Source organism: Paracidovorax cattleyae (assembly GCF_900104515.1).
Lineage (GTDB): Bacteria > Pseudomonadota > Gammaproteobacteria > Burkholderiales > Burkholderiaceae_C > Paracidovorax > Paracidovorax cattleyae.
In genome coordinates this window covers 1-18428 of the sequence record NZ_FNJL01000003.1, presented here as the reverse complement: position 1 = coordinate 18428, position 18428 = coordinate 1, and the positions used below count along the sequence as shown (strand labels likewise).

The 18428-nt window shown below is 70.5% G+C and carries 21 protein-coding genes and 1 riboswitch; of the genes, 11 read left to right on the top strand and 10 right to left on the bottom strand.

Annotated features, from left to right (window positions below):
• Positions 1 to 38: 38 nt before the first annotated feature.
• The 4 genes from trmB to BLR05_RS02835 form a co-directional block, all read right to left on the bottom strand.
• Positions 39 to 824 carry a tRNA (guanosine(46)-N7)-methyltransferase TrmB gene (gene trmB, locus BLR05_RS02850; protein WP_377777580.1) on the bottom strand — a complete coding sequence of 262 codons (786 nt, stop codon included), beginning with the start codon at positions 822 to 824 and terminating at the stop codon, positions 39 to 41.
• Positions 794 to 1762: a tRNA glutamyl-Q(34) synthetase GluQRS gene (gluQRS, locus tag BLR05_RS02845; protein WP_092832207.1), complete on the bottom strand. Its 969-nt coding sequence runs from the start codon at positions 1760 to 1762 to the stop codon at positions 794 to 796. The genes trmB and gluQRS overlap by 31 nt, the downstream gene beginning before the upstream one ends.
• Positions 1759 to 2868: an NAD(P)/FAD-dependent oxidoreductase gene (locus BLR05_RS02840; RefSeq protein WP_143015851.1), complete on the bottom strand. Its 1110-nt coding sequence runs from the start codon at positions 2866 to 2868 to the stop codon at positions 1759 to 1761. The genes gluQRS and BLR05_RS02840 overlap by 4 nt, the downstream gene beginning before the upstream one ends.
• An 88-nt stretch (positions 2869 to 2956) precedes the next feature.
• Entirely contained in the window at positions 2957 to 3904 is a 948-nt protein-coding gene (locus BLR05_RS02835; protein ID WP_092832204.1) for a LysR family transcriptional regulator, read from the bottom strand.
• Positions 3905 to 4004: 100 nt separating this feature from the next.
• Between BLR05_RS02835 and BLR05_RS02830 the strand changes: the two genes are divergently transcribed.
• The 3 genes from BLR05_RS02830 to BLR05_RS02820 all read left to right on the top strand — a co-directional run bounded on the left by BLR05_RS02830 (position 4005) and on the right by BLR05_RS02820 (position 6408).
• Positions 4005 to 4715, top strand: coding sequence for a pirin family protein (locus BLR05_RS02830; RefSeq protein ID WP_092832202.1), 711 nt, complete (start codon positions 4005 to 4007; stop codon positions 4713 to 4715).
• A gap of 93 nt (positions 4716 to 4808) precedes the next feature.
• Positions 4809 to 5363 carry a flavodoxin family protein gene (locus BLR05_RS02825; protein ID WP_092832200.1) on the top strand — a complete coding sequence of 185 codons (555 nt, stop codon included), beginning with the start codon at positions 4809 to 4811 and terminating at the stop codon, positions 5361 to 5363.
• A 100-nt stretch (positions 5364 to 5463) separates the two neighbouring features.
• On the top strand, positions 5464 to 6408 hold the full coding sequence (locus tag BLR05_RS02820) for a pirin family protein (protein ID WP_092832199.1): 945 nt from the start codon (positions 5464 to 5466) through the stop codon (positions 6406 to 6408).
• 52 nt (positions 6409 to 6460) lie between these two features.
• Here BLR05_RS02820 and BLR05_RS02815 read toward each other — a convergent pair whose 3' ends face one another.
• The 4 genes from BLR05_RS02815 to BLR05_RS02800 are packed head-to-tail and all read right to left on the bottom strand — an operon-like array spanning position 6461 to position 10671.
• Positions 6461 to 7246 carry a sulfurtransferase gene (locus BLR05_RS02815; RefSeq protein ID WP_092832197.1) on the bottom strand — a complete coding sequence of 262 codons (786 nt, stop codon included), beginning with the start codon at positions 7244 to 7246 and terminating at the stop codon, positions 6461 to 6463.
• Between the two features lie 44 nt (positions 7247 to 7290).
• Positions 7291 to 8118, bottom strand: coding sequence for a MinD/ParA family protein (locus BLR05_RS02810; protein WP_092832195.1), 828 nt, complete (start codon positions 8116 to 8118; stop codon positions 7291 to 7293).
• Between the two features lie 10 nt (positions 8119 to 8128).
• The gene (locus BLR05_RS02805) at positions 8129 to 8911 is read right to left on the bottom strand and encodes a GGDEF domain-containing protein (RefSeq protein ID WP_230680931.1); all 783 of its coding nucleotides are present in this window, start codon (positions 8909 to 8911) and stop codon (positions 8129 to 8131) included.
• A gap of 44 nt (positions 8912 to 8955) precedes the next feature.
• The gene (locus tag BLR05_RS02800) at positions 8956 to 10671 is read right to left on the bottom strand and encodes a SulP family inorganic anion transporter (protein ID WP_092832191.1); all 1716 of its coding nucleotides are present in this window, start codon (positions 10669 to 10671) and stop codon (positions 8956 to 8958) included.
• Between the two features lie 114 nt (positions 10672 to 10785).
• Between BLR05_RS02800 and BLR05_RS02795 the strand changes: the two genes are divergently transcribed.
• From BLR05_RS02795 to BLR05_RS02785, 3 genes are all read left to right on the top strand, one after another.
• On the top strand, positions 10786 to 11262 hold the full coding sequence (locus BLR05_RS02795) for a BON domain-containing protein (RefSeq protein ID WP_092832189.1): 477 nt from the start codon (positions 10786 to 10788) through the stop codon (positions 11260 to 11262).
• A gap of 46 nt (positions 11263 to 11308) precedes the next feature.
• Positions 11309 to 12550 (top strand): PLP-dependent transferase, encoded by a 1242-nt coding sequence (locus BLR05_RS02790; protein ID WP_092832188.1) that lies wholly within the window; start codon positions 11309 to 11311, stop codon positions 12548 to 12550.
• Positions 12551 to 12682: 132 nt separating this feature from the next.
• The gene (locus BLR05_RS02785) at positions 12683 to 12880 is read left to right on the top strand and encodes a hypothetical protein (RefSeq protein ID WP_092832186.1); all 198 of its coding nucleotides are present in this window, start codon (positions 12683 to 12685) and stop codon (positions 12878 to 12880) included.
• Positions 12881 to 12918: 38 nt separating this feature from the next.
• On the opposite strand, the gene BLR05_RS02780 is transcribed toward BLR05_RS02785, so the two are convergent.
• Positions 12919 to 13584: an arylesterase gene (locus tag BLR05_RS02780; protein WP_092832185.1), complete on the bottom strand. Its 666-nt coding sequence runs from the start codon at positions 13582 to 13584 to the stop codon at positions 12919 to 12921.
• A gap of 21 nt (positions 13585 to 13605) precedes the next feature.
• Between BLR05_RS02780 and BLR05_RS02775 the strand changes: the two genes are divergently transcribed.
• The 4 genes from BLR05_RS02775 (at position 13606) to ribB (ending at position 16962) form a co-directional block, all read left to right on the top strand.
• Positions 13606 to 14319 (top strand): ABC transporter ATP-binding protein, encoded by a 714-nt coding sequence (locus BLR05_RS02775; protein ID WP_092832183.1) that lies wholly within the window; start codon positions 13606 to 13608, stop codon positions 14317 to 14319.
• A 63-nt stretch (positions 14320 to 14382) separates the two neighbouring features.
• Positions 14383 to 15135: a 23S rRNA (guanosine(2251)-2'-O)-methyltransferase RlmB gene (gene rlmB, locus BLR05_RS02770; RefSeq protein ID WP_092832181.1), complete on the top strand. Its 753-nt coding sequence runs from the start codon at positions 14383 to 14385 to the stop codon at positions 15133 to 15135.
• A 3-nt stretch (positions 15136 to 15138) separates the two neighbouring features.
• Positions 15139 to 15876 (top strand): SIR2 family NAD-dependent protein deacylase, encoded by a 738-nt coding sequence (locus BLR05_RS02765; protein WP_092832180.1) that lies wholly within the window; start codon positions 15139 to 15141, stop codon positions 15874 to 15876.
• Between the two features lie 45 nt (positions 15877 to 15921).
• A riboswitch (FMN riboswitch) is annotated at positions 15922 to 16104 on the top strand.
• A 147-nt stretch (positions 16105 to 16251) separates the two neighbouring features.
• The gene (gene ribB / locus BLR05_RS02760) at positions 16252 to 16962 is read left to right on the top strand and encodes a 3,4-dihydroxy-2-butanone-4-phosphate synthase (RefSeq protein ID WP_092832178.1); all 711 of its coding nucleotides are present in this window, start codon (positions 16252 to 16254) and stop codon (positions 16960 to 16962) included.
• Between the two features lie 35 nt (positions 16963 to 16997).
• On the opposite strand, the gene BLR05_RS02755 is transcribed toward ribB, so the two are convergent.
• Complete coding sequence (locus BLR05_RS02755; RefSeq protein WP_092832176.1) at positions 16998 to 17966, bottom strand: aldo/keto reductase; 969 nt, start codon at positions 17964 to 17966, stop codon at positions 16998 to 17000.
• A gap of 152 nt (positions 17967 to 18118) precedes the next feature.
• Between BLR05_RS02755 and BLR05_RS02750 the strand changes: the two genes are divergently transcribed.
• The coding region (locus BLR05_RS02750) for a transposase (protein WP_167361180.1) at positions 18119 to 18428 on the top strand (310 nt) is incomplete at its 3' end.

The window sequence follows — 18428 nt, the reverse complement described above, 5'->3', positions numbered from 1 at the left end:
GGTGCTGGGCGTTGCGGGAAGGCGTGGCACGCTGCCGGTCAGGCCACGCGCCGAAAGAGGATATCCCATACGCCGTGGCCCAGACGCAGGCCCCGGTTCTCGAACTTGGTGAGCGGGCGGTAGTCGGGCTGTGGTGCATAGCCGTCGGCGGTATTGGCCAGCAGCGGCTCGGTGGAAAGCACCTCCAGCATCTGTTCCGCATAAGGCTGCCAGTCGGTCGCGCAGTGCAGGTAGCCCCCGGGGCGCAGCCGCCGGGCGAGCTTGGCCACCAGCAGCGGCTGGACCAGGCGCCGCTTGTTGTGGCGCTTCTTGTGCCAGGGATCGGGGAAGAAGATGTGCACGCCGTCGAGGGCGCCTTCCGGCAGCATGTGGTCGATCACCTCCACGGCATCGTGCTGGAGGATGCGGATGTTGGTCAGACCCTGCTCGCCGATGCGCTTGAGCAGTGCGCCCACGCCGGGCTCGTGCACCTCGCAGCACAGGAAATTGTCCTGTGGCCGCACGCCGGCGATGTGGGCCGTGGCCTCGCCCATGCCGAAGCCGATCTCCAGGATGAGCGGAGCGGAGCGGCCGAAGGCGGCCTGCGCGTCGAGCGGCTCGGGAGCGTAGTCGAGGACGAACTGCGAGCCGAAGGTTTCCAGGGCCTTGGCCTGCCCGGTGGTGGTGCGCCCGGCGCGGCGGACATAGCTTTTGATTGCCTTGGGAAAGGCAACGTCCGCAGGCGGAGATCCGTTGCCGGCGGGCGTGGGCAAAGGGGCGAGGCCGGTATCGGCCGGGGTGGGATGCGTAACTGTCACGATGGTCGATTGTAGATTCGCGGCCATGCCTGCGCCCACCATGCCAGCGCCTCGCCGACGGTGGTGTCGTGCGGATGCTGCAGAGCCGGCAGCCCCAGCGCGCAGGCCGCGGCCCCTAGCGTCGCCAGGGGATCGGCGGTGTCCACGGCCGGTGCGCCGTGCTGTTTGGACAGCTTCTCGCCATCCGGCGCGCGCACGAGCGGCGTATGCAGGTACAGGGGGGCCGCGATGCCCAGCGCATGCTGCAGCAGGAGCTGCCGGGGCGTGTTGTCCAGCAGATCCTCCCCGCGGACCACATGTGTCACTCCCTGGTCGGCGTCGTCCACCACCACGGCGAGCTGGTAGGCCCAGAGGCCGTCGGCGCGGCGCAGCACGAAATCGCCCACCACCTCCGCCACGTCCTGCCGGCGCGCTCCCAGGCGCCGGTCGGTCCAGGCCACGCCCCGGGTGTCGATGGCGGGGCATCCAGGTTCCCCCGTGCCCGCCGGCACAAGTTCTTTCTGGTATTCCGTCGCTCGGAATCGCCAGGACCGTGGGGGGCGGCCGCCCAGGCCGGCGCGGCAGGTGCCCGGGTAGGGCAGTTCGGAATGGCGGTCGCGTGACCCGTGGCTCAGGCGATGCGCGTGCTCGATGTCCGCGCGGGTACAGGCGCAGGGGTAAGCCAGCCCCGCGTTCGCAAGCCGTTCCAGCTGCTCGGCATATCGCACGTTCCGTTCCGACTGCCACCACACCGGCCCGTCCGGCACGAGGCCGCAGTCCGCGAGCTGCCGCAGGATCGTCTCGCCCGCGCCGGGCTGGCAGCGGGGCGTGTCCACGTCCTCGATGCGCACCAGCCAGATACCGCCGCGTCCCCCGTTCGCGGAGCGCGCGTCCAGCCAGCTGGCCAGCGCGGCCACCAGCGAGCCCGCATGCAGGGGGCCGGTGGGCGAGGGTGCGAAACGGCCGACATAGCGGGAGGCGCTCATGCCACCGCAAGCGCGAGTTCGAGTCCCGACACGAAGGCATCCTCGATCCGGTGGCCCAGGCACCAGTCGCCGGCCAGCCCGATGCCGGCCCGGGCATCCCACAGGTGGCTCTGCCCCAGCGGCCGCGTCGTCTGCGCATCGGGCCAGCACAGCACTTCCGCGTGCACGGGCGTGGCGCGCAGGCCGGTCACCTCCGCGAACGCCTTGAGCAGCTTGGCCTGCACGCGGGCGGGTGCGTCGTCCCGGTGCTCGGACGACCATGCGGGGCTGGCATGCGCCGTCCAGCGTTCCACCGGGGCGCGGCCCGGCTTCGACGACTCGCGCGCCACCCACGCGATGCGGTGGTGCGTGCTGCGCGCGGCGTTCCATTGCGGGCCGAGCGTGGTGAGTCCGGGCTGTACCGCGTGGGGATAGGCCACCATCAGCGTCCAGCACGGGGCCGCTTCCACTGCCTGCAGCCGGTTCGCCAGCGCCGGGACGATGCCCGAGGCGACCAGCAGGGCCCGGGCCTGGGCCGCCGGCACGAGCAGCAGCACCGCGTCGAAGCCGGCATGCACCTGCTGTGCCCCGTCCTGCGAGCGGGTCTGCAATTGCCAGCGGCCCGGCTGCACGCTGTCGGGGCCGATGCCGGCCACCCGCGCGTCCGGCAGCAGGCGGCCGGCCTGCACCAGCGGCCGGGCCCACGCAGCCAGCAGGGACTGCATGCCGGGTGTGGCCAACCAGTGCGGTTCGCGCGGCGGCGGAGCGGCGGCGGCCGTGCGGCCCGCGGCGTCCAGCACCTTGACGGTGGTCGCGCTCCAGGGGCGGCACAGTCCCGGCACGGTTTCCAGGGCGCGTGCGAAGCGCGCATCGCGTACGGTGAAGTACTGGGCGCCGGCATCGAATCCACCGAACGGAGATTCCACTGTCGCCATCCGGCCGCCGGGATGCGGAGCCTGCTCGAAGACGACCGGCGCATGGCCGGCCTGCGCCAGGGTGCGGGCGCAGGCGATGCCGGCCATCCCCGCGCCGACCACGGCGATGCGCCGGGCCGACGGGGGCTGACCGCCGGTGCCGGCGGGAGCGCCGCGGGAAGGGGGGCGGGAACGGGAGCGGGAAGAGGTCATGGTCCGGCCTTTCATGGATGCATGGGTGCGAGACGCCGCGGCGGGCGCGAATGGAGCCACTCTACACGGCGCTTGGTGGTGGCGCGGCTCAGAAGGGATGGTGGTTTTCCAGCAGTGCTGCGCGGGTGGCGGGGCTTTCGAGCTGCTGCAGCCACCAGGTCAGCGCGCGGCCTGGCGGCGCGTGCCCGGGGCCGCCCCAGGCATAGTGCAGGCGCACGCGGCGCGCGGGCCGCGCGACCTCGCGCACCACCAGCCGCCCGGCATCGACGTAGGGCCGCACCATCGGCTCCGGAAGAAATCCCGCGCCCAGTCCGCGCAGCTGGGCCTGCAGCTTGGTCTGCATGCTGTCCACCGTGAAGACGTCCTGCCCACCCAGCAGGCCCATGGTGACGCCGCCGTGCTGCGCCGAATCGGCCACGGCGATCGCCCGGTGCTGGCGCAGCACCGTGTCGGTGAGGGGGCCGGGCGCGGTGGCGAGGGGATGGTGCGGCGCCACGGTGAACAGGAACAGCAGGTCGCCGACCACCTGGACCTGCACGCCGGAGGCATTGGTGGCGTTCACCGCCACGCCGAGCGCGAGGTCCGCCCGGCCCGAGGTCAGGGCTTCGAGCGTGCCCGTGAGGATGTCGTCGCGCAGCTTGAGCCGGGTGGGGGGCGACTGCGCATAGAAGGCCTCCACGAGTTCCAGCAGGGTGGTGGGGGAGATCACGCCGTCCACGGCGATGGTGAGCTGGGGCTCCCACCCGGTCGCCACCCGGCGCACGCGGTGCGCGACGGCCTCCAGCTCCTCGAGCAGGCGCGCGCCTTCGCGCAGCAGTTCGCTGCCGGCCTCGGTGGGCCGCGCCTGCCGGGCGCTGCGGTCGAACAGCAGCACGTCCAGCGCTTCCTCGATCTGCCGCACCCGGTAGGTGACGGCACTGGGTACCACGCCGAGCTGCCGGGCCGCCGCGGCGAAGCTGCCGGTCTCCGAGATCACCTGCAGCATGGCCAGGCTGTCAGGCGTGAGTGCGTCGCGTGCAGGGGGAGGAACGGTCATCGGCAAAAGCTTCAAAGGTTTTGAATGATGCCTTCAATCGCACTGCGCCCGCAAGCCACGCCCCGCTCCTAAAGTGCCAGCACTGCCTGAAATCCGTCCCATGTTGACTGTCCGCAAATCGTGCGACCGGGGCCATGCCGACCACGGCTGGCTGCGGTCGCTCCACAGCTTCTCCTTCGCCGGCTATTACGACCCCCGCTACATGGGCTTCGGCAACCTGCACGCGCTGAACGAGGAATGGATCGCCCCCGGCGCCGGCCTGGGCCTGCACGGCCATCGCGACATGGAAATCCTCAGCTACGTGCTGTCTGGCCGGCTGGGCAGCCGGGACTGCAGCGGCCGGGTGCAATCCGTTTCCGCGGGGTGCGTGCAGCGCATGGCGGGAGGCGAGGGCGCGACCCATGCCGAATTCAACCCGCTGCCCGACCAGCCCGCGCATTACCTGCAGATCTGGATCGCGCCGCGGTGCCCGGGCATGTCGCGCGGGTACGCCCAGGTTCCCGGCCCCGCGGACCGCGGAAACGGCCGGTTGCACCTGCTGGCGTCCCCGCAGGCCGGGCCCGGTGTGCTCGACCTGCAGGCCGATGCCTGCGTCTATGCGGGCCTGTTCGACGGCGGGAACGGCGACGAGCTGCCGCTGGACGCCGGCCGCAAATGCTACGTTCACCTGCTGCGCGGCACGCTGCAGGCCAACGGCCATCCGCTGGCCGCGGGTGATGCCGCCTTCGTCGAGCGCGAGCGCCGGCTGGCCCTGGCGCAGGGCTGCAGCGCCGAGGTGCTGGTGTTCGATCTCTCTGCAGAGGAACGCTGATGCGCCCCGGACGCCGCGTGGACACGGCATATTCCCATCCCCTGGACAGGACCTCCGGCCCCGTCCGTCATTCCCCCACTAGGAGTCATTTCCATGGCAAAAATCGCAGTCGTCTTCCATTCCGGCTACGGCCACACCCAGCGCCTGGCACAGGCCGTCGCCGAGGGCGCCAACGCCCAGCTCATCGCCATCGACGCGGACGGCAACCTGCCCGAGGGCGGCTGGGAGGCCCTGGCCGATGCCGACGGCATCATCTTCGGTACCCCGACGTACATGGGCAGCCCCAGCTGGCAGTTCAAGAAGTTCGCGGATGCATCCTCCAAGGCCTGGTTCGGCCGCGCGTGGCAGGACAAGGTGTTCGGCGGCTTCACCAACAGCGCCAGCCTGAACGGCGACAAGCAGGTGACCCTGATCGCCCTGCAGACGCTGGCTTCGCAGCACGGCGGCATCTGGGTGAGCCTGGGCATGCTGCCCGCCAACAGCAAGGCGGCCACGCGTAACGATCCCAACAACCTGGGCGGCTCCGTCGGTGTGCTGGCGCAGTCGCCATCGGACGCGAGCGTGCAGGAAATGCTGCCCGGCGACCTGGAGACCGGCCGGGCCTACGGGGCGCGCGTCGCCCGCATCGCGCAGCAGCTGCGGGGCTGACCCGGCGCACGCCGGTGCGCCGCAGGCGGTACCGGCGCGTGGCTTTTTCCAGGCCGGCGGGTTACGCTGGCGGTGCCCCTGTACCCCGAAAGGACTGTCCGTGGATACGAATGCGCCTCTCCCTGCGCCTGCCGGCGATGCCGCGCCGCCGTTCCTGCTGCTCGGCGGCCACACCAAGGACCTGGGCGGAGGCTTCGTGGTGCGGCGCCTGCTGCCGGCGCTGCAGCGGCGCTCCATCGGCCCGTTCGTGTTCTTCGACCATTTCGGGCCGGTCACGGTCGAACCCGCATCCGAATACGACGTGCGGCCGCATCCGCACATCGGGCTGGCCACGGTCACCTACCTGTTCGAGGGCGCGATCACGCACCGTGACAGCCTCGGATCCGTCTGCGAGATCGCTCCCGGCGCCATCAACTGGATGACGGCGGGCCGCGGCATCGTGCATTCCGAGCGGCGCCCCGAGCGGCTGCGCAGCGCGGCCTACGTGAACCACGGGCTGCAGCTGTGGGCGGCGCTGCCCGAGGCCCATGCCGAGGTGGAACCTTCGTTCGTGCATACGGCCGCGCAGGCCATTCCCGAGATCCACGACGGCCAGGGGGGCCGCGTACGCGTGCTGGTCGGCAGCGCCTTCGGCGCCACCTCGCCCGTCGCCACCCTCGCGCCCACCCTCTATCTCGACATCCTGCTGCCCGCAGGCGCCGAACTGCTGCTGCCGCCGCTGGCCGAGGAAATGGCCGTGTATGCCGTGGAGGGTGCATGCCGGCTGGAAGATGGTGCGGGGCGCCCGACCGAACTGCCGGCCGGCATGCTTGCGATCCCGCAGGTCCCGGGCCTGGTGCGCCTGCGGGCCACGGACGGGGCCGCACGCTGCGTGGTCATCGGCGGCGCGCCGCTCGACGGCCCGCGGCACATCTGGTGGAATTTCGTGGCCTCGCGCAAGGAGCGCATCGTGCAGGCGGCCGACGACTGGGATGCCATGCGCATGGGCGCGGTGCCGGGCGATCCTGAACGCATTCCGCTGCCGGAGCGGCACTTCACGCGCTGACCTGCACGCTGATGCTGCCACAGGCCGTTCCGCGCCGCGTGGCTGCCGGGAGCTATGCGGAGGCCTGCCCGTCCCCGGGGGCCGACCCGGACCCGGACCCGGATTCGGACAGGTCGGGCGCGAGCACTTCACGCTCGTCGAAGACGAAGCACCCACCCTGGTAGTGTGCGCCGTCGGTCTGCTCGAAGTATTTGAGGATGCCGCCCTCGAGCTGGTACACATGCCCGATACCTTCCTCGCGCATGAGGACGGCCGCCTTCTCGCAGCGGATGCCCCCGGTGCAGAAGCTCACGACGGTCTTGCCTTCCAGCTCTGCCCTGTGGGCGCGCAGCGCGGGCGGGAATTCGGTGAACTTCGCAATCCGCCAGTCGATGGCGCCCTCGAAGGTGCCGTGGTCCACCTCGAACGCGTTGCGGGTGTCCAGCGCCACCACGGGGCGGCCCGTGTCGTCGTGGCCCTGTCCGAGCCAGCGCCTGAGCGTGGATGCATCCACGGAAGGTGCGCGCCCCTCGGCGGGCCGGATGGCGGGGTGGTCCATGCGGATGATCTCGCGCTTGACCTTCACCAGCATCTTGCGGAAGGGCTGGGACGCCGACCAGCTCTCCTTCGGCTCCAGTGCGGCGAAGCGCGCGTCCGTGTCCCGCAGCCACTGCACGAAGCCCCGGACGGCGTGTGCCGGCCCGGCCAGGAACATGTTGATGCCTTCTTCCGCCAGCAGGATGGTGCCCCTGAGGCCGTCTTCCGTGCACCGCGCATGCAGGCGGTCGCGCAGCGGCCCGGCGTCGGACAGCGGAACGAACAGATAGCAGGAGATGTTGAGAACGTCGTCGTGGTGCATCGCGATGGAAGGCTCCGGACAGGCGCGCCGCCTGCCGGGCTTGTTCAGGCTGACGGCGTGAGCAGCGTGGAATCGATCTTGTTGGCCAGCTGCGCGATCGCCAGGGCGGCGGGGCAGCCGGGCATCTGCATCAGCAGCAGCTGGCGCCGCATGACGGCATCGCGCACGGCGGTGTCGGCCGGGATGTCGCCCAGGTGCAACAGGCGCATCGGGCGGCCCGAATCCGTGCTGACGAAGCGGTCCAGGACCTGCTGGAGCTGGCCGGTGATGGCGCGGCCGTCGCCCGGCCGCGCTGCCTGGTTCACGATCAGGCGCACGTACTGGCGCTTCTGCTGGGTGGCCAGCACCTTGATCGCCGCATACGCGTCCGTCAGGGAGGTGGGCTCGGGCGTGGCCACGATGAGCACTTCCGAGGCGAGCGAGACGGAGAACAGCACCACGTCGGAGATGCCGGCGCCGGTGTCGAGCAGCAGCACGTCGTAGCGCGGCGCGAGCGTCTGGATGACGTTGAGGAATTCGCTGCGCACCTCGGGTGTGAGCCGCGAATACTCGACCATGCCCGATCCGGCGAGCACGACGGAAAACCCGCCGGGCGCCTCGATCACGGCGTCGTCCAGTTCCGCCTTGCCGACGAAGACGTCGTGCAGCGTCACCTTGGGATGCAGGTTCAGGACCACGTCCAGGTTCGCGAGGCCGAGGTCGGCGTCGAGCACGAGCACGCGGTAGCCGCGCCGCGTGAGGGCCGCGGCGAGGTTGGCGGAAACGAAGGTCTTGCCCACGCCTCCCTTGCCGCTGGTGATGGCAATGATGCGGGCACCGGCTGGCGCATGGGGCGCAGCGGGCGTGGTGCGGGGTGACAGCGCGTCGGTCATCTCTTTGCTTTCAGTAGGCGCTGCCTGTGGAATCCAAGGGCGGGGGAAGGTCACCCCAACCCGAGGGAGTGTACAGCGGGCCGAAAAGCAGGCTCTTCTCTTCGGCACTCACCGTGCTGTCTGGCTGCTCCTCGATGCTGACCCGGTTGCGTCCCGCCAGCTTGGCCTTGTAGAGCTGGCTGTCCGCACGCTCCGTCCACAGCAGGGTGGTGCTGCGGATCCACTGGAGCGCGAAGGCGCCGCCGATGCTGACCGTGACGTTGAGTTCGACGGTGGGCGAGATGCGGACCGGGGTGCGCTCCACCGCGCGGCGGATGCGCTCGGCCACCACCTTGCCGAACCCGGCCTGGCAGGCGGGCAGGACCACGGCGAATTCCTCGCCGCCATAGCGCGACAGGGTGTCCATGGGCCGGACGCAGCGGCTCAGCGTGCGCGCGATCGACTGCAGGACGATGTCCCCGGCCATGTGGCCGTGGGTGTCGTTGACCCGCTTGAAGTTGTCGATGTCGAGCATCAGCAGCAGCGCAGCCTCGCCCGCGCGCGTGACGCGGTCGATCTCGCGCTCGAGCACGGTCCGGAAATGCCGCCGGTTCGCCAGGCCCGTGAGCGGGTCCTTCAGCGATAGCTCACAGAGGCCGTCGATCAGGCCCTGCAGGTAATGCCGGGGCGATTCCTTGGGGATCGCGGCTTCGGAGCCCAGCGCCTGCGCGACCAGGGCGTGCGCCGTCGTCAGGCGCAGGTCGCGCAGGTCCACAAGTGGGGGGGTCGCGGGTTCAGACACAAAATGCAACAAACAGTGTTCAGGAAGTGTATCAGCGGCTGCTGAGTCATAGCTGACTACAAAGGTAATCCTTGCAACGCCAGGAGGGCTTCGGCGTCGGTGCGGTAGAGCACCAGGCCCGGGCCCTCCAGCAGTCCGGCACGGCGCAGCGCCTGCTCGACGGGGAGCTTCATGCCGCTCACGTGCAGTGCGCCACCATGGGAGCGGGCCAGCGCCCTCAAACGGCCGAAGCACTCAACGCCGGTCACGTCGATGCGGTTGATCGGCAAAGCGAACAGGCAGATGTGCCGCAGCCCGGAACGTGACGCAAGATGCTCCGAGATGCGTTGCTCCAGCGCAGCAGCGGACGCGAAATCGAGTTCCGCGTCCATCCGCACCGCCAGCAGTCCGGGCGCGAGCGGCGGCAATTGCCACAGGTGGCGGTCGCGCAGGCTCCCGTCCGGGTGCAGCCCGACTTCGATGATGCGCGGGTGCAGCCGCTGGTAGAGGAAGTGGCAGAGGTTCAGCACCAGCCCCGCCAGCACGCCCCAGTACATGCGCGGCGCGGTCGCGAGCGTGAGGAAGAAGGTCAGCCCTCCGATGAGGGCCTCCACCCGGGAAATGCGCCACAGCCGCAGCAGCACCGCCGGCTTGATGAGGCTGGTGACGGCCGCCACCACCACCGCGGCGAGCACCGACTGCGGCACATGATAGAGCGCCGGCGTGAGCCACAGCAGCACCGCCAGGACCAGCGCCAGCGCGAACAGGGTGGCCCAGCCGCTTTTCGCGCCCGCGTACAGGTTGATGGCGGAGCGCGAGAACGACGCACTTGTCGCGAAACTTCCACAAAAGCCGGACCCCATCTTCGCCAGGCCGTGAGCGATCAGGTCCTGGTTCTCGTTCCAGCGCGTGCCGCCCTGCTGGTGCTCGACCTTGGCCGAGGAGGCGGTTTCCAGGAAGCTGACGAGGGTGACCACCAGGACCGGCATCAGCAACTGGCCGAACTGGTCCCAGCCCAGCCAGCCCGGCCAATAGAAATGCGGAAGCCCGGAAGGCAGGTGGCCCACCACCCCGCCGTCGTGGTCCGCGTAGCCGAGGGCCCGGCTGGCCAGGGCCGCCACGCCGACGATGACGATGGCCGAGGGAAAGGTGGGCCGCCAGCGGCGCGCCAGGGTCAGCAGGGCCAGGCTGCCGAGCCCGAAGGCCGCCGCCGTGCCATCGAAGTGGTGGATGGAGGGGCCTGTGGCCAGCGCATGCCAGGTGGTGCGCAGCCCCAGCAGCGCCGGCAACTGGGACGCGAGGATGAGCAGCGCGGCGGCCTGGGTGAACCCGTTGAGCACCGGCGACGTGACGAGGTTGAGCAGCCAGCCGAAGCGCACGGCGCCCAGCAGCAGCTGCACCAGCCCCGACAGGATGGCCATCCAGGCAGCCAGGGCCACCCATTCGGCGCTGCCCGGTTCCGCCATGCCGGTGAGGGACGCCCCGATCAACAGGGCGGTGAGCGCCGTGGGCCCGACCCCGAGGCGGGTGGACGAACTCCACAGCACCGCGATCAGCGCAGGCACGAGCGACGCATAGATGCCCGTCACCAGCGGCATGCCGGCCAGGGCCGCGTAGGCCACGCCTTGCGGCACCAGCATCAGCCCCACGGTCATGCCGGCCCAGAATTCTCCGCGCAGCAGCCGGGCGTCCGGCCGGGGCCACGTGAGAAAGGGGAACCAGCGGTGGAGCATGCGCCGGCGGCCGGAGGCGCCGGCATCCGGCGACGGCGCGGGAGAAGGTGCGGGGGACATGGAGGAGGATTCTCGCCTCAAGCGTCCTACGCCAGCTTCGGCTTTGTCCGACCGTGGCGCGCTAAGGTCGAGCCTAGAGTCTCGTCATATTCCCGACGCTCCAAGGAGTTCGCCATGACGCACGCCCAACCCTCATCCTCCAGCCCTGCCCGCAGCCCGCGTGTCATCGCCATCCTGTCCGCCACCGCCCTCGCTTTCGGGCTGGCGGCCTGCGACCGCAACGACGGGCAGACCGTCGGCCAGAAGATCGATTCCACCATCGAGCGCACCGGCGAGGCCGCCTCGGATGCGCAACGCCGCATGGAGGCTGCGGCCACGGAGGCCAGCCAGGCGTCCCGGCAGGCCGCCGCGCGCGCGGCGGAGGTGATGGACGATGCCGGCATCAGTGCCAAGGTCAAGGCCGGCCTGGCCGAGGATTCCGAACTGAGCGCCATCCGCATCGACGTGGACACCCGCAACGGTATCGTCACCCTGAACGGCCCGGTCAGGAACGACGTGGCGCGCGAGCGCGCGACCCGCATCGCCCAGGGCGTGAAGGGCGTGAACTCCGTGGTGAACCAGCTGACGGTCAGCCCGGGCGTCACCGGATGATTGGGGGCGGGTCTCCGCAGGAGGCGGGCGGCGATACCATCGCCGCATGACTTCCTCCGCATCCGATGCCACGCCGGGCTCCGGGCCCGACACCCGCCTGATCCACCACGCGTACACGCCCCCGGCCGGTTTCTGCGCACCGCAGCCGGCCGTGCACAAGGCCTCCACCGTCATCTTCCCGGACGTTGCGGCGATGCGCTCGCGCGAATGGAAGGACAAGACCGGCTACACCTACGGCCTGCACGGCACGCCCACCACCTACATCCTCGAGGAGCGCCTCTGCGAGCTCGAAGGCGGCCTGCAGTGCGTTCTGATGCCCAGCGGCCTCGCGGCCATCGCCAACGTGGCGCTGGCCCTGCTGCGCAGCGGCGACGAAGTGCTGATCCCGGACAATGCCTATGGGCCCAACAAGGCGCTGGCCGAAGTGGAGCTGGCCCACTACGGCATCCGCCATGCGTACTACGACCCGATGGATCCCGCCGACCTGGCGGCCCGCATCGCGCCGGCCACCCGGCTGGTGTGGCTGGAAGCCCCGGGCTCCGTCACGCTGGAATTCCCGGACCTGGCTGAACAAGTGCGCATCTGCCGCGATCGCGGTGTGACCACCGCGCTCGACAATACCTGGGGCGCGGGCATCGCCTTCCAGCCGTTCGACCTGCTCGGCGACGGCCAGCTCGGTGTGGACATCTCGGTCCATGCCCTGACCAAGTACCCCAGCGGCGGCGGCGACGTGCTCATGGGCAGCGCGATCACCCGCGACCCGGCCCTGCACCTGCGCATCAAGCTCACCCACATGCGCCTGGGCCTGGGCGTCGGCGCCAACGATGCCGAGGCCGTGCTGCGTTCGTTGCCCAGCGTCGGATTGCGGTACCGCGCGCACGACGCCGCGGCGCGCGAACTGGCGGGGTGGATCGCCGGGCAGGCTCCCGTCGTCCAGGTGTTGCACCCCGCACTGCCCGGATCGCCAGGGCACGCGCACTGGGCCGCGCTGTGTGCCCGCGGCACGGGGCAGGGTGCCGCGGCCGGCCTGTTCAGCGTGGTCATCGACGAGCGGCATGGGCAGGACGGGGTCGATGCCTTCTGCGACGGCCTGCGGCTCTTCAAGCTCGGCTACAGCTGGGGCGGGCCCATGAGCCTGGTCGTACCCTATGAACTGCGGACGATGCGAGCGCGCTCCACACCGCACCTGCGGCCCGGCACGGTCGTGCGATTTTCCGTGGGGCTGGAGAACGTGGAGGACCTGCGCAGCGATATCGCGCAGTCGCTCGCCGCCGCCTTTCCTGCCTGAAGCTGCCTGAAGGCCAGGCCGGCCCGCCGGCGCGCGGGTGGACGGGCGGGATGCCAGGGTGGTGCAAGGGGTCTTGCCCGGCGTGCTGCTACATTGGACCTCCGAACTGCATCCACAAAAGGGGGCTCCACCTTGGCAACACCCAACTACGGCTACGAAAAGCGGCAGCGAGAGCTCGCCAAGAAGAAAAAGAAGGAAGAAAAGGCACTGGCCAAAAACCAGCGCAAGACCGGGGAGCATGCCCCGGAATCCGGAGAGGACGGCGAGGCCGTCTCCAGTGGCGAGGAGGGCGGGACCAACGCTCCGGAGGGCAGCGGCCCGGCCGCCTGACGGGCACGGCAGTGGCGCCGGAAGGCGTCCGCCCGCGCTCAGCGCAACAGCTTGCGCAGCTCGGGCCAGACGTTCGCGAGCATGGCCGGATGCGCCTCGGCCCGCGGATGGATCCGGTCGGCCTGGAACAGCTCCGCGGCATCGGGCCGGTCGGCCACGCCCTTGAGCAGGAAGGGCACCAGCGCGGAATCCGTTGCCCTGGCCACGGCCGGGAACACGCCCTCGAACCGCCGGGTGTAGTCCGATCCGTAGTTGGGCGGCACCTGCATGCCCACGATCAGCACCTTCGCGCCGGCCTTGCGGGAGGCTTCCGCCATCGCCCGCAGGTTGGCCTCGGTACCCTGCAGCGGCAGCCCGCGCAGTGCGTCGTTCCCTCCCAGCTCGATCACCACGACGGACGGCTTGTGCTGGGCGAGCAGCCCGGGCAGGCGCGAGCGGCCACCGGCCGTGGTGTCGCCGCTCACACTGGCATTCACCACGGTGGCGGGGATCTTTTCCGTGGCCAGCTTCTTTTCCAGCAGCGCGACCCAGCCCGTGCCACGGGCAATGCCGTATTCGGCACTCAGCGAATCCCCCACCACCAGCACGACGGGCGCGGCGCCGGAGGCCGCAGGCGCTGCCAGCGCCGCCGGGGCGCATAACCCCAGGAACGCGGCCCCCGCGGCCGCCACGATAAAGTCACGCCGGAACGCATCGCATCGCATCACTGCCACAAAGCACCTCTCATGTCGGAAACACCGCCGCAATCTCCATCCGCCACCAGCATTGCCCCGGTCATCGCCGTGGAGCACGTCCACAAGTCGGTGACGGATTCGACCGGCACGCTCGACATTCTGCGGGATATCGATTTCCGGCTCGCTCCGAGGGACACCGTGGCCATCGTGGGCGCCTCGGGCTCGGGCAAGAGCACGCTGCTGTCGATCATCGCGGGGCTCGACACGCCCACGCGCGGCACCGTGCGGCTGGCCGGCGAAGACCTGTTCGCGCTGGGCGAGGATGACCGCGCCGCACTGCGCGCCCGGCGCATGGGCTTCGTGTTCCAGAGCTTTCAGCTGCTGGGCAACCTGACCGCGCTGGAGAACGTGATGCTGCCGCTGGAACTGGCGCAGCGCCGCGATGCCCGGCCGCTGGCCACCGAGATGCTCGGCCGCGTCGGCCTGGGCCAGCGCCTGGACCATTACCCGAAGGTGCTGTCGGGTGGCGAGCAGCAGCGCGTGGCCCTGGCGCGGGCCTTCGTGGTGCAGCCGGACGTGCTGCTGGCCGACGAACCCACGGGCAGCCTGGACTTCGCCACGGGCGAGACGATCATGCGCCTGATGTTCGACCTGAACCGCGAGCAGGGCACGACGCTGGTGCTCGTCACGCACGACCGCGGCATCGCGGCGCAGTGCGACCGGCGCATCACCATCGACGCCGGCCGGATGGTGGCCGGCGGCTGAGGCGGCCTGGCCTTCCTGCGGGCTGCCGGAGGGGAGGGCGGCCGGCGGCGGATAATCGCGCGCATGTCCTCCAGCCCCAAAGTGCTATTCGGCTTCCACGCCGTGGGCGTGCGCCTGAAGACCGCGCCGCAATCCATCATCGAGATCTATTACGAGGCCACGCGGCGCGATGCGCGCATGCGCCAGTTCCTCGAGCGCGCGAAGGAGGCGGGAGCGCGCCTCATCGAGGCCGATGCGCTGCGCATCGCCAAGCTCGCCGGCAGCCACGGGCACCAGGGCGTGGCTGCCCGGGTGGAAGCCGTCGCGCAGGTCCATTCGCTCGACGAACTGCTCGAGCAACTGGAGGCCGACGGGGTCGAGAAGCCGCTGCTGCTGGTGCTCGACGGCGTGACCGATCCGCACAACCTGGGCGCCTGCCTGCGCGTGGCCGACGGCGCCGGCGCGCATGCGGTGATCGCTCCCAAGGACCATGCCGTAGGCATCAACGCCACTGTGGCCAAGGTGGCGAGCGGAGCGGCCGAGACCATGCCGTATTTCATGGTCACCAACCTCGCTCGCACGCTGGGCGAACTCAAGGAACGCAGTATCTGGTGCATTGGCACCAGCGACGACGCCCCGCGCACGCTCTACCAGGTGGATCTGAAGGGCCCGGTGGCGGTGGTGCTGGGGGCCGAGGGAGCCGGCATGCGGCAGCTCACGCGCAAGACCTGCGACGAACTGGTTTCCATCCCGATGCGGGGGGCGGTCGAAAGCCTGAACGTGTCGGTGGCCAGCGGCGTGTGCCTGTACGAGGCGCTGCGCCAGCGCGGGGGCTGAGCCATGGCGCAGGAGGCCCTGGAGCGACTGCGGACCTGGGTGGCCGGGGCGCAGCGCATCCTGGTGCTGACCGGCGCCGGCATGAGCGCGGAATCCGGGGTGCCCACCTTCCGCGATGCCCATACGGGCCACTGGGCGAAGTTCCGCCCGGAGGAGATGGCCAGCGAGGAGGGCTTCCGCGCCCACCCGGGCACGGTGTGGACATGGTACGAGCACCGACGGGCCCAATTGGCCGGCGTGCAGCCCAATGCCGGGCACCGCGCGCTGGCGGATTTCGCCCGGCGCCATCCCGAACGCCTGGCGATCGCGACACAGAACGTGGACGGCCTGCACCAGATGGCCGGCAGCGAGGGAGTGCTCTGCCTGCACGGCGACCTGCGCGCCAACCGCTGGCTGGATGCGCCGCTGCCCTGCTGCGATGCCGATGCCGCCTTGCCGGGCCGCCCGCCCGCCTGCGCCACCTGCGGCAATCTGTTGCGGCCGGCCGTGGTCTGGTTCGGCGAGAACCTGCCGGCGCGCTTGCTGGAGCAGGCGCAGGACGCCGCCCACGAATGCACCCTGATGCTGGCCGTGGGAACGGCCGGCGTCGTCTATCCCGCGGCCGGCCTGGCGCATGCTGCGCACCGTGCCGGCGCGCGCGTGGCCATCGTCAATCCCGAGCCCACCCCGCTGGACGGCATGGCAGACCTGCTCGTGCCGGGCACGGCGGCCCGGGTGCTGCCCTTCGTCCTGGCCGATTGACGCGAGCGGCTTCGGACCCGAGGGAAGGGGCGCGCGGCATAATCCCCCGGTCTTCAGGGCGGGGTGGAATTCCCCACCGGCGGTAGGCGATGCGCACCACGGTGCGCGTCGCGAGCCCGCGAGCGCTCCCGCCGCCTGGCGGGAGGTCAGCAGACCCAGTGCGAGGCGCCATCGCGGCCGCCTCCAGTCTGGGGCCGACGGTCACAGTCCGGATGAAAGAAGATGCTGCCGGCCGGCTGGCCGCGCGTCCGCGAGGGTGCGCTGCCAGGGGCCGCGCTCTGCCATGCGCGCCGTGCTGCGGCGGAGCATGGGGCGGCGCCTGGCCGGCGGCATGCGATGCCTTGGAGCGTTCTTTTCCAACCAGGGAGCGTTTCCATGAATTTCCCCGCCACTTCCCCTACTTGCCATACCGCGTCGTGCGACGCTGCGGCCGGGGCGCCAGGGCCCGCCGCAGGCGGCGTGCCGCTGGCCTCCATGGCCGATGTGCTCGCGCAGATCGCCGCCGGGTGGCCCGTCCTCGTGCTCGACGATGCCGACCGCGAGAACGAGGCCGATCTGGTCTGCGCCGCCGAGAACATGGCCGAATCCACCATGGCCCTCATGATCCGCGAGGGCAGTGGCATCGTGTGCCTCTGCCTGCCCCCGGACCACGCCCGGGCGCTCGGCCTGCGGCCGATGGTGGAGGTGAACCGGTCTTCCTTCGCCACGGCGTTCACCCAGTCCATCGAGGCCGCGTGGGGCGTGTCCACCGGCGTCTCGGCGGCGGACCGCCTGCAGACCGTCCGGTGTGCCCTGCGCGTGCCCCCGGCCGGCGCTGCGCCGGAGGTGGTCAGCCCCGGGCATGTCTTCCCGCTGGTGGCCCGCCCGGGCGGAGTGCTGGAACGCGGCGGCCATACGGAATCGGCCGTGGATCTCGCGCGCCTGGCCGGGCTGCGTCCGGCCGGCGTGCTGTGCGAGTTGATGAACCCGGACGGGACGGTGGCGCGCGGCACGGACGTGGCGCGGTTCGCGCACGCGCACGGGCTGCTGTGCACCACGGTGCAGGCGCTGGCGGCGTACCGCCTCGCCATCGGCGACGCGCGCTGAACGCACGGCCCGGGCGCACGGTCCGGGCAGCGTTGTCAGGCCTCGGCGGGGGATTCCTCGCTGGCCTGGCTCAGCGCTTCCAGCGCGTCGGCATCGAGCTGCAGGTGGGCGGCGCGCACCAGGTCCTGCAGTTGCTCCAGCGAGGTCGCACTGGCGATCGGCGCGGTGATGCCGGGCTGGGCCATCTGCCAGGCGATGGCGACCTGGCCGGGCGTGGCCTCGTAGCGCTCCGCGACCTCGTCGAGTTCGGCCAGGATGCGCAGGCCGCGCGGGTTGAGGTATTTCTCCACCGTCTTGGCGCCGCGCGCGCTCTTGGATGCGTCGGCTTCGCTGCGGTATTTGCCGGTGAGGAAGCCGGCAGCCAGGGCGTAGAAATTGATGACGCCCACCTGCTGCTCCAGGCACAGCGGCTGCAATTCATCCTCGAACACGGCGCGGTCATAGAGGTTGTAGAGCGGCTGCAGCGATTCATAGCGCGGCAGGCCCAGCCGCGCGCTCGTGGCCAGCGCCTCCGACAGGCGGGCGGCCGTATGGTTGGACGCGCCGATGGCGCGCACCTTGCCTTCGCGGATCAGGTCGGCATAGGTGCCGAGGGTGTCCTCGAGCGGCGTGGAGGCGTCGTCGTCGTGCGACTGGTAGAGGTCGATGTGGTCCGTGTGCAGGCGGCGCAGCGAATCCTCGACCGCCCGGCGGATGTAGTCCGGCTTCAGGCCGACCTTGCCGTCGCCCATGTCCTTGCCGACCTTGGTGGCGAGCACGATCCGGTCCCGCTTTCCGGAGCGCTTGAGCCACTGGCCGATCAGGGCTTCGGATTCGCCGCCCATGTGGCCCGGGTTCCAGCGCGAATACACGTCGGCGGTATCGACGAAATTGAAACCCGCATCCAGCCAGGCGTCGAGCAGGGAGAACGTGGTCGGCTCGTCCACCGTCCAGCCGAATACGTTGCCGCCGAAGCACAGCGGGGAAACCTGCAGGCCGGAACGGCCGAGGGGTCGTGATTGCATGGGTCGAGTCTCCTGGTGTGGTTGGAAAGCCGGGCCGCCACGGCCATGGGGCGCGGCGGGCGTCCGGACCATTGTTGCGGCGCCGCAAGGCTCCCGGGGACGCGCAGTTGTAAGAGCCTGTTTACGATCTTTTTAGAGCCGACAATTGCTTGGTGAAAAGAAAGCCCTACCCAAGCGACATAAGCAGAGAGAAGTTCGCCGAGATCGAGCCCTTGTTGCGCAGCGTTCGGCGCAGTACCAAGCCCATAGAGCTGGATCTCTACGAGGTGTTCTGCGCGGTGCTCTACCTACTGCGCACAGGCTGTCAGTGGAGGTTTCTTCCGCCGGAGTTTCCCAAGTGGCAGAACGTGTATGCGTACTGGCGCAAGTGGAGCGAGCCTGACCTGCACGGGATAAGCGTGCTGGAGCAGGCCCTCAAAAAATCAGGTTGGCGCGGCCCGCGAGAGACTGGGGCGCAGCGCC

Coding starts and splice junctions, on each gene's coding strand:
- trmB (WP_377777580.1), bottom strand. CDS start 824: ATGGCCGCGAATCTACAATCGACCATCGTGACAGTTACGCATCCCACC.
- gluQRS (WP_092832207.1), bottom strand. CDS start 1,762: ATGAGCGCCTCCCGCTATGTCGGCCGTTTCGCACCCTCGCCCACCGGC.
- BLR05_RS02840 (WP_143015851.1), bottom strand. CDS start 2,868: ATGACCTCTTCCCGCTCCCGTTCCCGCCCCCCTTCCCGCGGCGCTCCC.
- BLR05_RS02835 (WP_092832204.1), bottom strand. CDS start 3,904: ATGACCGTTCCTCCCCCTGCACGCGACGCACTCACGCCTGACAGCCTG.
- BLR05_RS02830 (WP_092832202.1), top strand. CDS start 4,005: ATGTTGACTGTCCGCAAATCGTGCGACCGGGGCCATGCCGACCACGGC.
- BLR05_RS02825 (WP_092832200.1), top strand. CDS start 4,809: ATGGCAAAAATCGCAGTCGTCTTCCATTCCGGCTACGGCCACACCCAG.
- BLR05_RS02815 (WP_092832197.1), bottom strand. CDS start 7,246: ATGCACCACGACGACGTTCTCAACATCTCCTGCTATCTGTTCGTTCCG.
- BLR05_RS02810 (WP_092832195.1), bottom strand. CDS start 8,118: ATGACCGACGCGCTGTCACCCCGCACCACGCCCGCTGCGCCCCATGCG.
- BLR05_RS02800 (WP_092832191.1), bottom strand. CDS start 10,671: ATGTCCCCCGCACCTTCTCCCGCGCCGTCGCCGGATGCCGGCGCCTCC.
- BLR05_RS02795 (WP_092832189.1), top strand. CDS start 10,786: ATGACGCACGCCCAACCCTCATCCTCCAGCCCTGCCCGCAGCCCGCGT.
- BLR05_RS02790 (WP_092832188.1), top strand. CDS start 11,309: ATGACTTCCTCCGCATCCGATGCCACGCCGGGCTCCGGGCCCGACACC.
- BLR05_RS02780 (WP_092832185.1), bottom strand. CDS start 13,584: ATGCGATGCGATGCGTTCCGGCGTGACTTTATCGTGGCGGCCGCGGGG.
- BLR05_RS02775 (WP_092832183.1), top strand. CDS start 13,606: ATGTCGGAAACACCGCCGCAATCTCCATCCGCCACCAGCATTGCCCCG.
- rlmB (WP_092832181.1), top strand. CDS start 14,383: ATGTCCTCCAGCCCCAAAGTGCTATTCGGCTTCCACGCCGTGGGCGTG.
- BLR05_RS02765 (WP_092832180.1), top strand. CDS start 15,139: ATGGCGCAGGAGGCCCTGGAGCGACTGCGGACCTGGGTGGCCGGGGCG.
- ribB (WP_092832178.1), top strand. CDS start 16,252: ATGAATTTCCCCGCCACTTCCCCTACTTGCCATACCGCGTCGTGCGAC.
- BLR05_RS02755 (WP_092832176.1), bottom strand. CDS start 17,966: ATGCAATCACGACCCCTCGGCCGTTCCGGCCTGCAGGTTTCCCCGCTG.